The organism is Aeromonas tecta (assembly GCF_000820185.1).
GTDB classification, from domain to species: Bacteria; Pseudomonadota; Gammaproteobacteria; order Enterobacterales; family Aeromonadaceae; genus Aeromonas; species Aeromonas tecta.
Genome location: NZ_CDCA01000025.1, coordinates 280,774 through 293,912 on the forward strand (window position 1 = coordinate 280,774; position 13,139 = coordinate 293,912).

A 13,139-nucleotide genomic window follows, 5' to 3' on the forward strand; every position below is an offset into this window, starting at 1 on the left:
CGCATCAACAGAAGACAAGCTGGGCAGGGGTTTAAAAAAGCCCCTTCGCCTTGACTTTCTTCATGTTGGCCACCTGGCTCGAGAGATCCTCGATCAATGGCTCGGCCATCGACTCGTCCAGCCCAGCGGATCGGCCCGGCTGACTGGCCAGCCGCTGGATCAGCCGCTGGATCAGCCGGTGCTGCTCTCGAATGAGCTTGGATTGCTCTTCCAGCTGACGAGAAAGCTGCAAGATGCTGCTCTGCAGCGGCGCCAGATCCGGCTCGACCGCCGCCACTGGCAGCTTTCCCGCGATGGCCTCGGCCAGCTGATCATGGTCCAGCGACCCCGGCAGCCCCTGCCTCAGCTCGTCCCATAACTCGGTGGGTTGTTGTTCACCGAGTCGGCTGACAATCTCATCCACCAGATGATCGGGGTTCGCCATCGGCTGGGGCTGACCCAGGCGTTGCACTATCTCCTCCATCATCTCGGCCGTGTTGCCCTGACCCAGCCGGGGGGCCAGCCGCGCCACTATCTGATCGACCATCTCATCCGTCACGGAGGGGGCCGTCTCGCTCCCCTCCCCCAGATTGAAACCGCAGCTGGCAAAGGCGTGGCGCAGGGTGGTCAGGCTGACCTGCTCTGGCCCGAGCGCATTGGCGATGACCTTGCACAGGTTCGGCGCCAACACGTACATGAACATGCCAGAGAGGTAGATATCCTTGTGGAAGCGGCTCTTGGAGAAGTCGAACTGCTCCGCCCCGTCCTGGATCTTGCGGGCGCGCTGATACCAGTTCTGCAACACCCCGACCGCGTAACGATCAGACTCCAGCGCACCCGGATCCATGTAGATGGAGAAGGTCATGCGCTTGAGTTGACTACTCATCATCAACCCCGGCCATCACCGCAGACTCGCGATAGACTTCGTCTTCCTCGGTGGTGTAGAGGCAGATCTCGCGAGCCAGCGCGGATTGCGCATCGTCCAGCAGTTCGACCCGCTCACCCAGAGTCGGGTAGGCTGCCTTGATAGCCTCGTGGATCAGAGAAGCGCCGCCACCAACCAGGTAGACCCGGTTCGGGTTCTTGGCAAACTTCTTCGCCTCGTGGGCGACCTGGGAACCCAGCTCGTCAATCTTGTTCTGCATCTTCTCGAGGATCTTGGGGATCTGGACCTCATCGTTGACCACATCACGCACGAAGCTCATGTCGTGACGGCGCTTGATGAATTCGTTGGCGACCAGGTAGCTGGAGTCGCTGTCGGCAGCGGCCAGGGCCTTGCGTACCGCATCCGTCACCATGGAGACACCGATCTCGTTGTTGCCATAGACGTCGGATACATCGTCAAACTCTCCGACGATGATGCCCATGTCCAGGGTGGTACCACCGCAGTCGATCACCAGCGTCTTGGTGAACTCGTTGCAGCCAGAACCGATCAGTCGGGACAGGGCCGCCGGCAGGCTCTCCGGCATCACTTCCACGCTGACGATATTGAACAGTTCGCCCTTGTTGAGGGAGATGTCGCGCATCAGGTTGCGGCGTTTCTTCTCTATCTTCTCTTCGTTGCGCTGGCAATCGTCCGGGTTGTAGAACTCGGTGATGGGCAGGGTAACCGTGATGGCGACCTCGCAGGGGGCAACTGCGGTTTGCAACAGGGCATGGTGTACCGACAGCAGGTTCAGGTCGTCGTACTGATACTCCACATGGGTGGTTGCCAGCGACTTGTCCGAGGTGGCGTCATAGGTGTACTTGGTATTGCCTATCTCGTAGTTGTAGATCTTCTTGTCTTTGCGCAGGGCGGCACTCTTCCAATCCTTGCGAAAAGAGTTGGGAGAGATGATGGTCTTGAGCACCTTGTTCTCAATCCAGCTCACCTTGACGTTGGTCGAACCATCATCGATGGCCATTTTTATTACTTCAGACATGAGGAAATACCTATTGAGAGAGCAAAATGGGTCCGATTGCCTTGCCTTTTGCCATTGGCAAGGCGATCGGACCAATACATACACGACTTAAAGGGCGACAAGTTTAATGAGTTTCTAAAATCCGGTGAAGCAAATGATTGAATCCGGAGGGATCTTCTGCCGGCCAGGCGTGGTGTCCCGGCGGGGTGTGGATGCTAGCGTTGGGCAGGGCAGCGAATTGTTCCACCCGTTTGGCGAGGGGTAGATAGTCCTGCGCCGTGGAGATGATGGCCACCGGCTGCCAGATGGCGCCGAGCCTTGCCCGGGCCGACCAGCCGGGCAAGGCGCCGAGCAAGGCCCTGTAGACTTTCTTCTTGTTGCTCTGCACAAACCGCAGCCGGAAGGTGCTGCGCAACTGGGCGAGTTCGGGGCCGGGGAAGAGTTCCCGCGCCAGCCACCAGGCGAGGGGGCGCATGCCAAACCAGCGCAGCCATTTCAGCCGCTGGGCGTAACGCTCCTGCTCCTTGGGGGTCTCCAGCAAAAACTCGCTGAAACCGTTGACCAGCACCAGGCCGCGGATCTTGCCGGGCAGCTGCAACGCCAGCTCCAGCGCCACCATGGCCCCCAGGGAGAGCCCCACCACCCAGGCGGGCTCTGGTTGATCATCGAGCCAGCGCGCCACGTCGGCGCTCAGGGTGCCGACATCGAAGGGGCCTTCTTGCATGCTCTGGCCGTGACCGCGCAAGTCGAGGGCCACCACCCGATAGTGCTCAGAAAAGTGCTCGAGCTGGGCCTGCCAGTCGAGGCTGGAGGAGCCGAGCCCATGCAGCAGCAACAGCAGCGGCCCCTCCCCCGCACTGCGCAAGGCTAACCCATGGGATTTCATTACCTGGTTGCGACGCACCCGCGCTCTCCCTGTTGGCTCTATGCCTGTCCTGATGATCTGACTGTCGTTACGCTGTCGGCTATGCCTTCGGTTCTCTGCGAGCTGGCTCCTTGCGGGAGGGGCATGGTACCCCAGCCAGTGCCGTGCGTTTAGCCCTCGCCCACCAGGCTCACCGCCTTGATGTAGGCGTAGAGACGCTGATCCGGCGCCAGCGCGAGCCGTTTGGCGGAGCGGCTGGTGATCCGGGCCAGCAGTATCTGCTGCCCCAGAGCCAACTGCAACAAGGTTTGGCCCGGCCTGACCTCGCGAATTTCAAGCAGACGGGTCTCCAGGCAGTTGGAGAGGCTGGAGTGATCGATGGGGGCGGTGGCTATCACCACATCCCGCCCCGCTACCTTGATCTGCAGGGATCCGGTCTCGTCGGGGGCATGCTCCATGGTCACCATCAGCAGCTGATCCCCAAGCTGCAGGCTCGCCATCTGCGAGACCGAGTCGTAATGGGCCAGGGTGGCCTCCAGCATGACGCCGGCGTCGTCACGGCTGGCGAGCGACAAATCGGTGCGAGCGAAGATCTCGCCGGGTCGGCCTTGTGCCTCTACTCGTCCCTCGGCCAGCAGCACCAGCTGGTCGCACAGGAGGCTTACCTCCTCCATGGCGTGGCTGACGAAGATCATCGGCAGACCGCTCTCGCGCTGCAATCCCCTCAGCACATGGGCCTGATGAATGCGGCTACGCCTGTCCAGCGCCGAGAAAGGTTCATCCAGCAGCAGCAAGTCTGGCTCGGCCAGCAGGGCCCGCCCCAGCGCCACCCGCTGGCGCTGGCCGCCGGAGAGGCCGTGGGCCGGCTGACCAAGCAGCTCGGCAAAACCGAGCCGCTCGGCCAGTGGCTCGGGTTGCCAACGGCCCCTGCCCTTGCGTGCGGCCAGCTGCAGATTGGCCAGCACCGTCAGGTGCGGAAACAGTCGAGAGTCCTGGAACACCAGCCCGATGCGACGCGCCTCTGGCAGCAGATTGGCCAGCTCCCGTCCTTGCCAGTGCAAGCCATCCGTCGGCTGGCGATCAAGCCCGGCCAGGATCCTCAGCAGGGTGCTCTTGCCACAACCGGAGGGGCCGAACAGCCCAAGTATGCCCCCCAACGGGAGCTTGAGATCGCAATCGAGCTCGAAGCCACCGAAGCGGCGCTGGGCTTTGAGATGCAGGCTCATACGAACAGCCTCCACTGACGAAGTTGCCACATACCGTAGGCCAGCTCCCTATCGGGTGCGCGGTTGCCGAAACAGCGTTGGGCGTTGAGATCCTGCATCATCCGAATAGCCTCCGCTGGCGGCGTTGCAGCACGCCATAGACCAGTACCAGCATGATGAGGGAGAAGCCCATCAGGCCGCCGGCCAGGTAGTGAGCATTCTGGTAATCCATGGTTTCCACGTGATCGAACAGGGCGATGGAGAGCACCTGGGTTTCCCCCGGAATATTGCCACCAATCATCAACACCACCCCGAATTCCCCCAGGGTATGGGCAAAGCCCAGCGCCGCCGCCATCACGAAGCTCGGCAGCGTCATCGGCAGTATGATGTGAAAGAAGCGCTCCAGTGGCCCAAGCCCCAGGGTGGCGGCGGCTTCCAGCTCCTTGTTGCCCATGTTGACGAAGGCGGAGGTAAGCGGCTGCACCACGAAGGGCAAGGAGTAGAGGATGGAGGCAAACAGCAGGCCGAGGAAGCTGAACGCCAGCGGAGCGCCGAAGGTTTCCCGCCACCAGGCACCAAAGCCATAAGAGGGGGAGAAGGCCAGCAGCAGATAGAATCCGAGCACAGTCGGCGGCAACACCAGCGGCAGCGCCACCAGCGCCTCCACCACGGGTCTGAGCCGGTGCTGGCTACGAGAGAGCCACCAGGCCAGTGGCGGTGACAGCAACAGGAGTATGCCCGTGGTGCTGGCGGCCAGCTTCAGGGTCAGCCAGACAGCCAGCAGATCGCCTTCGCTCATGGCGTTTCCTCTCGAATGTGAATAACCAACACTGGCCCCGAGGTGACATGCCGCAACGTCAGGGTCAAGCGAGACGCAGCCAGCAGATTACCTTCACTCATCCCCAGATCCCCTCTCGGGTTCACGCAACAGCATGGTTTGCATCCTTATGGTAAAAACTGGCCGGCCCAGGGGCCGGCCAGTCATCATGCAGAGTCAACGCTCACGCCATCATTGCGGCAGGGCGTAGCCGGCAGCCTTGATCTGCTGCTGGCCCGGGCCCTTGAGCCAAGCCACCAGGGCATCGACCGCCTCGCCCTTCTTCAGGACCAGGCCCTGCTGCTCGATGGCCGGGTAGAACGCATTCGGCACGGCCCAGGCTTCGCCGGTCTTGCCCGCTTCCACCAGGTTGGCCCAGGCGACGAAGCCCATCTCGGCGTTGCCGGTGTCCACAAACTGCCAGGTCTGGCCGATGTTGGTGCCGGTCAGCAGACGATATTGCTTGGGATCGATCTTGAGGTGCTCGAGGGTCGCCATGGCGGCGGTGCCATAGGGTGCGGTTTTCGGGTTGGCAATGGCGAGGTTGCCCTTCCAGCTGCGCAGTGCGGCTTCATCGGGTGCCGGGCCGCCCTTCTTCCACAGGCCCAACTGGCCGATGGCGTAGGTGAAGCGCTCGCTGCCCTTGCCTTCCTGTTCCAGCTTTTGAGGAGTCTTCACATCGGCGGAGAGGAAGAGATCGAAGGGGGCACCGTGGGTGATCTGGGTGTAGAGCACCCCGGTCGCGGCGGAGGAGATGGCCAGGGTATGGCCGGTCTTGGCGGTGAAGTCCTTGCCAATGCGCTCTATGGTGCCCTTGAAGTTGGCCGCCACGGCCACCTTGACCTCATCGGCCTGCGCCACGCCACTGTGCAACACACCGGCGCAGGCACCGATCAACACCACGGATAACAACTGTTTCATTCCCTTACTCCCTTTATTGCACCTTAATGAGGGCCAGGTTCTGCCGGGCCCCAAAATGGGGGAATTCCCTCGCGGGACTCACTCCCTATGATGTGAACTTGCTGGTGACCAGCGGGCCGCGGCGGCGTTATCGCTCTCCTTGGCCTCGACCCAGCGCTGTAGCCCCTCGGCGGTCAGTTCCTTTTTCCAGAACGGTGCCCGGGTCTTCAAAAAATCCATGATGAAGTGGCAGGCTTCAAACGCAGCGTCCCTATGGGCGCTGCTCACCGCCACCAGCACGATTTGATCGCCGAGCAGCAGCTCACCGATGCGGTGAATCAGGGTGCACTCCTGCAACGGCCAGCGGCTGCGCGCCTGCGCAACAATATCGGCAAGCGCCTTCTCGGTCATGCCGGGGTAGTGCTCGAGCGCCAGTCCCTTGACCTGCTCCCCCTGATTGAAGTCACGCACCTTGCCGACGAAGGTGACGATGGCGCCGGTGTCGTGACGGGCGGCGAGCCGCTCGTACTCGACCCCGAGGGAGAAGTCGGCCCGCTGCACCAGAATACGATCGGTGGTGGTTGCCTCGCTCATGATCAGCCTCCGGTGACCGGGGGGAAGAAGGCCACCTCGTCGCCATCGGCCAGCGCCGCGGTGAGCGGTACCAATGTCTGGTTGACCGCCACCAGTAGCTTGCCGGCTTCGAGCGCCAGCGCCCACTTGTCACCGCGCTCGCTTAACGCCCGGCGAAGATCCTCGGCGCAGGCGTAGTCGCAAGGCAGGCTGAGCTCGTCGCAACCGACCAGCTCCCGCACCTGGGCAAAAAACAGTACCTTGATCATGCCTGCTCTCCCGAATGCTCTTGCGCACTGCCTTCGCCGGTCGGGGCCAGGAAGTGACCGGACTTGCCGCCCCGCTTCTCGACCAGCCGCAGTTGTTCGATCACCATGTCCTTTTGCACCGCCTTGCACATGTCGTAGATGGTGAGCGCCGCCACCGAGGCGGCGGTCAGGGCTTCCATCTCCACCCCGGTCTTGCCGGAGAGCTTGCAGAGGGTGCGAATATGCACCCTATTGTGCTCGGGTTGGGGTTCAATCTCTACCTCCACCCGGGTAAGGGCCAGCGGATGGCAGAGCGGAATGAGGTCGGCGGTCTTCTTGGCCGCCATGATGCCGGCGATGCGGGCAGTGGCGAACACATCCCCCTTGTGGTGCTGGCCGCTCAGGATCAGCGCCAGGGTTGCGGGCGCCATGGTCACGAACGCCTCGGCGCGCGCCTCTCGCTCGGTGACCTGCTTGTCGGTGACGTCCACCATATGAGCTTCACCGCTCTGGTTGAGATGAGTCAGATTCATTTACCCCCCTTAATCACGAATGTTCCGACGAGGATCTCGCACCCGGTGCGCTGTCGGTCGGTCACATCCCATATGATATGGGCCTCACCGCTCTGGTTGAGGTGGGTCAGGTTCATCACTATCCCCTTGCTTGCGAGCTGGAATGAGTGACGCGTGACGGGCACGCGCCTTGATTCAAAGATGGGTCACAAAGTTGCACGGCTTGGTACGGGCATCGAGCTGATCCCGAATGAGCTGCTCCCAGCCCAGCTGGCAGGCACCGGTGGAGCCTGGCAGACAGAAGATGAGGGTACGATTGGCCAGTCCGGCCAGTGCCCGGCTCTGCATGGCCGAGCCCTTGATCTCGGCAAACGAGAGCTGGCGGAACATCTCGCCAAAACCCTGCACGGTGCGCTCGAACAGCACACCGACCGCTTCCGGGACCCGGTTTTGCTCATTGAAGCCAGTGCCACCGTTGATCAGCACCACCTGCACCGCCTCATCGGCGATCCACTCGCTGGTCTGGGCCCGCACCCGGAACAGATTGTCGGCGCACAGCGCCCGATAAGCCAGTTTGTGCCCCGCTTGGGTGAGGGCCGATACCAGGTAGTCGCCCGAACTGTCGTCGGCAGAGGTGCGGCTGTCGGAAACCGTCAGTACGGCAATCTTGAGAGGAATGAATTCACTGCTTTTTGGTGCCATGTGTTTGGATGCCTTAGAACAATGCCTGCAATCATTAACCACGAGAGGGGAAGGGATGAAACGCACTCACTCGGCCAGATACCGCCCGCGCCATGCTGGCGGATGAGAGGAGAACAGGCGGGAGTCGCGTTATCGCGCACGGATTCTACCAAAAGTTGTCGTACAGATGGGATTAACGCGTTCATAAAGATGAAAAAGCAGAGGGCCGGGTCTCCCCGACCCTCTGGCCACCTGCTTAAAACCCTTTCACACCCGTCATGTCAGGCAACTGGTGCGCAATCCCCTTGTGGCAATCGACGCAGGTATTTTCCCCGCTCGCCAGGTTGGTGGAGTGCATCTTGGCGGCACGCCGCCCCTGCAGGGAGAAGTCCATGTATTCGAAGTTGTGGCAGTTACGGCACTCCCTCGAATCCGTGTCCTTCATCCGTTGCCACTCCCGCTCGGCCATCTCCCGGCGATGACTCTCGAACTTCTCGCGAGTATCGACCTTGCCGGTCAGCATGCCCCACAGCTCCTTGGAAGCCTGCACCTTGCGAATGATCTTGTAGGTCCATTCGTGGGGTACGTGGCAATCCGGGCAGCTGGCGCGCACGCCGGAGCGGTTGGCGTAGTGGATGGTGTCACGGTACTCGACGAAGACGTTGTCCTTCATCTCGTGGCAACCGGTACAGAACTTCTCGGTGTTGGAGGCCTCCATGGCGGTGTTGAACCCGCCCCAGAAGATGACACCGCCGAAGAAACCCATCATCAGCAGCACCCAGAGCGCCGCCTTGGAGGGCGACTTGAAGGTGGTCCACAGTCGTTGCACAAAACCGGGTAATTTCATCTATGTGTTCCTCAGTTCAGGGCTTCGACAGGCTTGAACGTATTCCCGACCAGTGGCTTGGCATCCGCTTGCGGCACGTGGCACTGCAGGCAGAAGTAGCGGCGGGGAGAGACTTCCCCCAGGGTCATGCCGTCACGGGTCTCGAAGTGAGTCGGGCTGATCTTGGGGGCCTTCATGGCACTGGCGTTCTTGAAGCTGTGGCAGGCCAGGCACTTGTTGACCTTGTTATCCACCTCGTAGTTACGAATATCGTGCGGGATCAGCGGGGGCTGATGCATGTACTGGCGATCGTAGATGTCGCCATCCTTACGATAATTTTTGAGCGGCGCGGCTTCGGCTTCGGTCGCCAGATCCGTGCTTCCCCGCTCCGACTTGATGCCCCCCGTGCTGTTGGTGATTTCGGGGACTGCCGCCATCAAGGAACCCGCCATCAGACAGGCCAGCATTGCTCCAATCAGCTTTTTCATTATGTGTTCTCCGACATTTTCTCTGCCTTGACGGCAAAACCTACAGTGATTTCGAAAACTTGCTCCGCGCAGACATCGATGCAACGGCCGCAGTTCGTGCACTCCTGAGCCACAATCAAGGGCCCGTGACCGCGCTTGGCACCGTGAACCGGGCCGCGCAGGATGGGACGCTCGGGGCAGACCGCATAACAATCCATGCAGTTGCTGCAACGCGCGCGTCCCTTGGCAGAAATCTTGATAAAGCCAACCCGGTTGAGCAGGGCATAAAAGGCCCCCACCGGGCACAGATGGCCACACCAGCCGCGCTCCACCACAAACAAATCGAACAGAAACAGGGCCACCAGCACACCCCAACCCGCCCCCATGCCAAACAGCAGACCGCGCAGAGCGAGCGAGACCGGGTTGACCAGCTCCCACACCAGCACGCCCGCCAAGGCCGGGACCACCAGCACCATGGCCAGCAGCCAGTAGCGATGGTGACGACCAAACTGGCCGTTGCCCTTGAGGCCGAGCCGGACGCGCAGCCAGGCCGCCGCATCGGTGACGAGGTTGACCGGACAGACCCAGGAGCAGAACACCCGCCCCCCGACCAGCCAGTACCCCAGCAGCACTATGGCCGCCCCGAGCCACAGGGTGGCAACCGGCCAATGACCCGCCGCCACCGTCTGCAACAGGGTGAGCGGATCGGTCAGTGGCACCGTCTCCAGCAACAGGGAGCTGGAGAGATTGCCCTTGAGGATCCAGACGCCCGCCAGCGGTCCCAGCAGGAACAGCCCCAGCACGCCGAATTGGCTCAAGCGACGCAGCAACAGGAAGCGATGTGACCGCCACCAGCCGAGCTTCTCTCTCGCCTCTTGCCCCGGATAGCGGCTCATGATCCCTCCGGCTTGCGAGTGGGCAGGCTGAGCCGCTCACCGATGAGCGACTTGCCCGCCTTGCGCTTCTCTTCCCAACCAAGTCGGTAGTGATGACCCAGCTCCCCCTTGGCGAGCCGAGGAGGCACTACCTTGATGGCCGCCGTCTCCAGTACGCAGGCGTGCTCGCACTTGCCACAGCCGGTGCAAAACTCGCTGTGCACGGTCGGCAGGAACATGGCGTGCTTGCCGGTACGCGGGTTGCGCACGAGTTCCAGCGTGATGGCCTGATCGATGAGCGGGCAGACCCGGTAACAGACATCGCAGCGCAGCCCCAGATAGTTGAGGCAGGTCTCATGGTCGATGAGCACCGCCACCCCCATCCGCGCCTGATCGATGTCGGTCATGGCCGGATCCAGCGCCCCGCTCGGACAGGCCACCACGCAAGGGATGTCCTCGCACATTTCGCAGGGGACGCTGCGCGCCTCGAAGTAAGGGGTGCCCGTGGTCACCGGCTCCAGCAGTCTGGCGAGTTTGAGGGTGTCGTAGGGGCAAGCCTCTACGCAGAGTCCGCAGCGCACGCAAGCACCGAGAAACTCGGCCTCCGCCAGCGCTGCAGGCGGTCGCAGTGCCTGGGCCGGCACCGCTTGCGCCTGCTGCCGGGCCACTCCCCCCAGACCCGCGCCAAGCAGGCCCACACTGCAGGCCCCCTTGGCAAGGTCGGTCAGAAACTGGCGACGGCTGCGACTCATCCCCGCGCCCCGCCTTAGGCCTTCATGACCTTGACGGCGCACTTCTTGTAATCCGTCTCCTTGGAGAGCGGATCCGTGGCGTCCAGGGTCAACTTGTTGACCAGCTGGCTCGCATCGAAGAAGGGCATGAACACCAGGCCTCTGGGCGGCTTGTTGCGACCACGGGTCTCGACGCGGGTCTTCACTTCACCGCGGCGGGAGGCGACGATCACCTCTTCGCCACGGCGCACGCCACGGGCCTTGGCGTCTTCCGGGTGCATGAACAGCACCGCATCCGGGAAGGCACGATAGAGCTCGGGCACGCGGCGAGTCATGGAGCCGGTGTGCCAGTGCTCCAGCACCCGACCGGTGGAGAGCCACATGTCATATTCCTTGTCCGGCGCTTCGGCGGCTGGCTCGTAGGGCAGCGCAAAAATGACCGCCTTGCCGTCGGGCTTGCCGTAGAAACGTACCCCCTCGCCCGCCTTCACATAAGGATCGAAGCCTTCGCGATAGCGCCACAGGGTCTCCTTGCCGTCCACCACCGGCCAGCGCAGGCCGCGCGCTTCGTGGTATTGATCGAACGGCGCCAGATCGTGACCGTGGCCACGGCCGAAGCTGGCGTACTCCTCGAACAGGCCTTTTTGTACGTAGAAGCCAAAGTGCTCGGCCTCGTCGTTCAGCGCACCCTTGCTCTGCTCTTTCGGGAACTGATCGACCTGACCGTTCTTGTAGAGCACCTCATACAGGGTCTTGCCCTTGAGCTCGGGTTGCTTGGCGATAAGCTCGGCTGGCCACACCTCTTCCACGGTGAAGCGCTTGGCGAACTCCATCAGCTGCCACAAGTCGGACTTGGCCCCTTCCGGCGCCTTGACCTGCTGGTGCCAGAACTGGGTACGGCGCTCGGCATTGCCATAGGCGCCTTCCTTCTCCACCCACATGGCGGTGGGCAGGATGAGATCGGCGGCCTGGGCGGTGACGGTCGGGTAAGGGTCGGACACCACGATGAAGTTGGCCGGGTTGCGATAACCGGGCAGCCCTTCCTCGTTCATGTTGGGGCCGGCCTGCATGTTGTTGTTGCACATCACCCAGTAGGCGTTGAGCTTGCCGTCTTTGAGCATGCGGCTCTGCAGCACGGCGTGATAACCCACCTTCTCCGGGATGGTGCCTTCCGGCAGCTTCCAGATCTTCTCGGCAATGGCGCGGTGCTTGGGCTCGGTCACTACCATGTCGGCAGGCAGGCGGTGGGCGAAGGTGCCCACTTCCCGCGCGGTGCCACAGGCAGACGGCTGGCCGGTCAGGGAGAAGGGACCGCTGCCCGGGGTGGAGATCTTGCCGGTCAGCAGGTGGATGTTGTAGCAGAGGTTGTTGGCCCAGACGCCACGGGTGTGCTGGTTGAAGCCCATGGTCCAGTAGGAGACCACCTTCTTGCTCGGATCGGCGTAGAGCTCGGCCAGTTTCACCAGCTTCTCCTTGGAGACGCCAGAGAGCTTGGAGACCGAGTCGACGTCGTAATCCGCCACGAATTTCGCAAAGTCGTCGAAGCTCATGGGGGTGGAGTCGCCGCTGTCCGGGTTCTTCGCCTGCTGCTGCAGCGGGTTGGTCGGACGCAGGCCGTAGCCGATGTCGGTGACGCCCTTGCGGAACTGGGTGTGCTTGTTGACGAACTCCCAGTTCACCTTGTCGTTCTGGATGATGTAGTTGGCGACGTAGTTGAGGATCGCCAGATCGGTCTGCGGTGTGAACACCATGCCGTTGTCGGCGAGCTCGAAGCTGCGATGCTCGAAGGTGGAGAGCACATGCACCTGCACGTCCGGATTGGAGAGGCGGCGATCGGACATCCGTGACCAGAGGATCGGGTGCATCTCGGCCATGTTGGAGCCCCACAGCACGAAGGCGTCGGCTTGCTCGATGTCGTCGTAGCAGCCCATGGGCTCATCCATGCCGAAGGTGCGCATGAAGCCGACCACGGCCGAGGCCATGCAGTGACGGGCGTTGGGATCCAGGTTGTTGGAGCGAAAACCCGCCTTCATCAACTTGGAGGCGGCATAACCTTCCCACACTGTCCACTGGCCGGAGCCGAACATGCCGACCGCGGTCGGGCCTTTCTCCTTGAGGGTGGCCTTGAACTTCTCGGCCATGATGTCAAACGCCTGATCCCAGCTGATGGGGGCGAAGTCACCGTTCTTGTCGAACTTGCCGTCGGTCATGCGCAGCATGGGCTGGGTCAGCCGGTCCTGGCCGTACATGATCTTCGACAGGAAGTAGCCCTTGATGCAGTTCAGGCCCCGGTTGACCGGGGCATCGGGATCGCCCTGGGTCGCGACGACGCGACCGGCCTGGGAACCCACCAGCACTGAGCAGCCGGTGCCGCAGAAACGGCAGGGGGCTTTATCCCAGGTGATGGCGGTCTTGTCGGTGCTGGTGATCAGGTTCGCCGCCAAGGTAGGGGCACTGACACCGGCCACGGCAGCGGCTGCCGCCACCGCATTGGCCTTCATAAAGTCGCGTCGACTCAGCTTCATGGCATATCCTCACATTGCTTTTCGCGTAAGTTGT

General features: G+C 62.2%; 15 protein-coding genes. All 15 read right to left on the reverse strand.

Going from position 1 to position 13,139, the window contains the following annotated elements; all coding sequences use genetic code 11:
- Positions 1-31: 31 nt before the first annotated feature.
- Positions 32-865: a hypothetical protein gene (locus BN1137_RS10435; RefSeq protein ID WP_232306923.1), complete on the reverse strand. Its 834-nt coding sequence runs from the start codon at positions 863-865 to the stop codon at positions 32-34.
- Entirely contained in the window at positions 858-1,901 is a 1,044-nt protein-coding gene (gene parM / locus BN1137_RS10440; RefSeq protein WP_232306924.1) for a plasmid segregation protein ParM domain-containing protein, read from the reverse strand. Before parM ends, BN1137_RS10435 begins: the two co-directional genes overlap by 8 nt.
- A 103-nt stretch (positions 1,902-2,004) precedes the next feature.
- Positions 2,005-2,784, reverse strand: coding sequence for an alpha/beta fold hydrolase (locus BN1137_RS10445; protein WP_050718537.1), 780 nt, complete (start codon positions 2,782-2,784; stop codon positions 2,005-2,007).
- Between the two features lie 131 nt (positions 2,785-2,915).
- The gene (gene modC, locus BN1137_RS10450) at positions 2,916-3,971 is read right to left on the reverse strand and encodes a molybdenum ABC transporter ATP-binding protein (protein ID WP_050718538.1); all 1,056 of its coding nucleotides are present in this window, start codon (positions 3,969-3,971) and stop codon (positions 2,916-2,918) included.
- A gap of 97 nt (positions 3,972-4,068) precedes the next feature.
- The gene (modB, locus tag BN1137_RS10455; protein WP_050718539.1) at positions 4,069-4,749 is read right to left on the reverse strand and encodes a molybdate ABC transporter permease subunit; all 681 of its coding nucleotides are present in this window, start codon (positions 4,747-4,749) and stop codon (positions 4,069-4,071) included.
- A gap of 210 nt (positions 4,750-4,959) precedes the next feature.
- Positions 4,960-5,688: a molybdate ABC transporter substrate-binding protein gene (gene modA, locus BN1137_RS10460; protein WP_050718540.1), complete on the reverse strand. Its 729-nt coding sequence runs from the start codon at positions 5,686-5,688 to the stop codon at positions 4,960-4,962.
- Positions 5,689-5,766: 78 nt separating this feature from the next.
- The gene (gene moaE, locus BN1137_RS10465) at positions 5,767-6,261 is read right to left on the reverse strand and encodes a molybdopterin synthase catalytic subunit MoaE (protein ID WP_050718541.1); all 495 of its coding nucleotides are present in this window, start codon (positions 6,259-6,261) and stop codon (positions 5,767-5,769) included.
- A gap of 2 nt (positions 6,262-6,263) precedes the next feature.
- On the reverse strand, positions 6,264-6,509 hold the full coding sequence (gene moaD / locus BN1137_RS10470; RefSeq protein WP_050718542.1) for a molybdopterin synthase sulfur carrier subunit: 246 nt from the start codon (positions 6,507-6,509) through the stop codon (positions 6,264-6,266).
- Complete coding sequence (gene moaC / locus BN1137_RS10475; protein WP_050718543.1) at positions 6,506-7,021, reverse strand: cyclic pyranopterin monophosphate synthase MoaC; 516 nt, start codon at positions 7,019-7,021, stop codon at positions 6,506-6,508. Before moaC ends, moaD begins: the two co-directional genes overlap by 4 nt.
- Before the next feature lie 174 nt (positions 7,022-7,195).
- Positions 7,196-7,702, reverse strand: a complete 507-nt coding sequence (gene moaB / locus BN1137_RS10480) for a molybdenum cofactor biosynthesis protein B (protein ID WP_050718544.1) — start codon at positions 7,700-7,702, stop codon at positions 7,196-7,198.
- A 235-nt stretch (positions 7,703-7,937) separates the two neighbouring features.
- On the reverse strand, positions 7,938-8,528 hold the full coding sequence (locus tag BN1137_RS10485; RefSeq protein WP_050718545.1) for a cytochrome c3 family protein: 591 nt from the start codon (positions 8,526-8,528) through the stop codon (positions 7,938-7,940).
- A gap of 11 nt (positions 8,529-8,539) precedes the next feature.
- Positions 8,540-8,995: a nitrate reductase cytochrome c-type subunit gene (locus tag BN1137_RS10490; RefSeq protein WP_050718546.1), complete on the reverse strand. Its 456-nt coding sequence runs from the start codon at positions 8,993-8,995 to the stop codon at positions 8,540-8,542.
- On the reverse strand, positions 8,995-9,870 hold the full coding sequence (gene napH, locus BN1137_RS10495) for a quinol dehydrogenase ferredoxin subunit NapH (RefSeq protein WP_050718547.1): 876 nt from the start codon (positions 9,868-9,870) through the stop codon (positions 8,995-8,997). Before napH ends, BN1137_RS10490 begins: the two co-directional genes overlap by 1 nt.
- Positions 9,867-10,601: a ferredoxin-type protein NapG gene (gene napG, locus BN1137_RS10500; protein ID WP_050718548.1), complete on the reverse strand. Its 735-nt coding sequence runs from the start codon at positions 10,599-10,601 to the stop codon at positions 9,867-9,869. Before napG ends, napH begins: the two co-directional genes overlap by 4 nt.
- 14 nt (positions 10,602-10,615) lie before the next feature.
- On the reverse strand, positions 10,616-13,105 hold the full coding sequence (gene napA, locus BN1137_RS10505) for a nitrate reductase catalytic subunit NapA (RefSeq protein WP_050718549.1): 2,490 nt from the start codon (positions 13,103-13,105) through the stop codon (positions 10,616-10,618).
- Positions 13,106-13,139: the final 34 nt, after the last annotated feature.

What these genes read in the sequence shown, in the direction of transcription:
- BN1137_RS10435 (WP_232306923.1), bottom strand. Translation starts at nt 865, where the DNA reads ATGAGTAGTCAACTCAAGCGCATGACCTTCTCCATCTACATGGATCCG.
- parM (WP_232306924.1), bottom strand. Translation starts at nt 1,901, where the DNA reads ATGTCTGAAGTAATAAAAATGGCCATCGATGATGGTTCGACCAACGTC.
- modC (WP_050718538.1), bottom strand. Translation starts at nt 3,971, where the DNA reads ATGAGCCTGCATCTCAAAGCCCAGCGCCGCTTCGGTGGCTTCGAGCTC.
- modB (WP_050718539.1), bottom strand. Translation starts at nt 4,749, where the DNA reads ATGAGCGAAGGCGATCTGCTGGCTGTCTGGCTGACCCTGAAGCTGGCC.
- modA (WP_050718540.1), bottom strand. Translation starts at nt 5,688, where the DNA reads ATGAAACAGTTGTTATCCGTGGTGTTGATCGGTGCCTGCGCCGGTGTG.
- moaE (WP_050718541.1), bottom strand. Translation starts at nt 6,261, where the DNA reads ATGAGCGAGGCAACCACCACCGATCGTATTCTGGTGCAGCGGGCCGAC.
- moaD (WP_050718542.1), bottom strand. Translation starts at nt 6,509, where the DNA reads ATGATCAAGGTACTGTTTTTTGCCCAGGTGCGGGAGCTGGTCGGTTGC.
- moaC (WP_050718543.1), bottom strand. Translation starts at nt 7,021, where the DNA reads ATGAATCTGACTCATCTCAACCAGAGCGGTGAAGCTCATATGGTGGAC.
- moaB (WP_050718544.1), bottom strand. Translation starts at nt 7,702, where the DNA reads ATGGCACCAAAAAGCAGTGAATTCATTCCTCTCAAGATTGCCGTACTG.
- BN1137_RS10485 (WP_050718545.1), bottom strand. Translation starts at nt 8,528, where the DNA reads ATGAAATTACCCGGTTTTGTGCAACGACTGTGGACCACCTTCAAGTCG.
- BN1137_RS10490 (WP_050718546.1), bottom strand. Translation starts at nt 8,995, where the DNA reads ATGAAAAAGCTGATTGGAGCAATGCTGGCCTGTCTGATGGCGGGTTCC.
- napH (WP_050718547.1), bottom strand. Translation starts at nt 9,870, where the DNA reads ATGAGCCGCTATCCGGGGCAAGAGGCGAGAGAGAAGCTCGGCTGGTGG.
- napG (WP_050718548.1), bottom strand. Translation starts at nt 10,601, where the DNA reads ATGAGTCGCAGCCGTCGCCAGTTTCTGACCGACCTTGCCAAGGGGGCC.
- napA (WP_050718549.1), bottom strand. Translation starts at nt 13,105, where the DNA reads ATGAAGCTGAGTCGACGCGACTTTATGAAGGCCAATGCGGTGGCGGCA.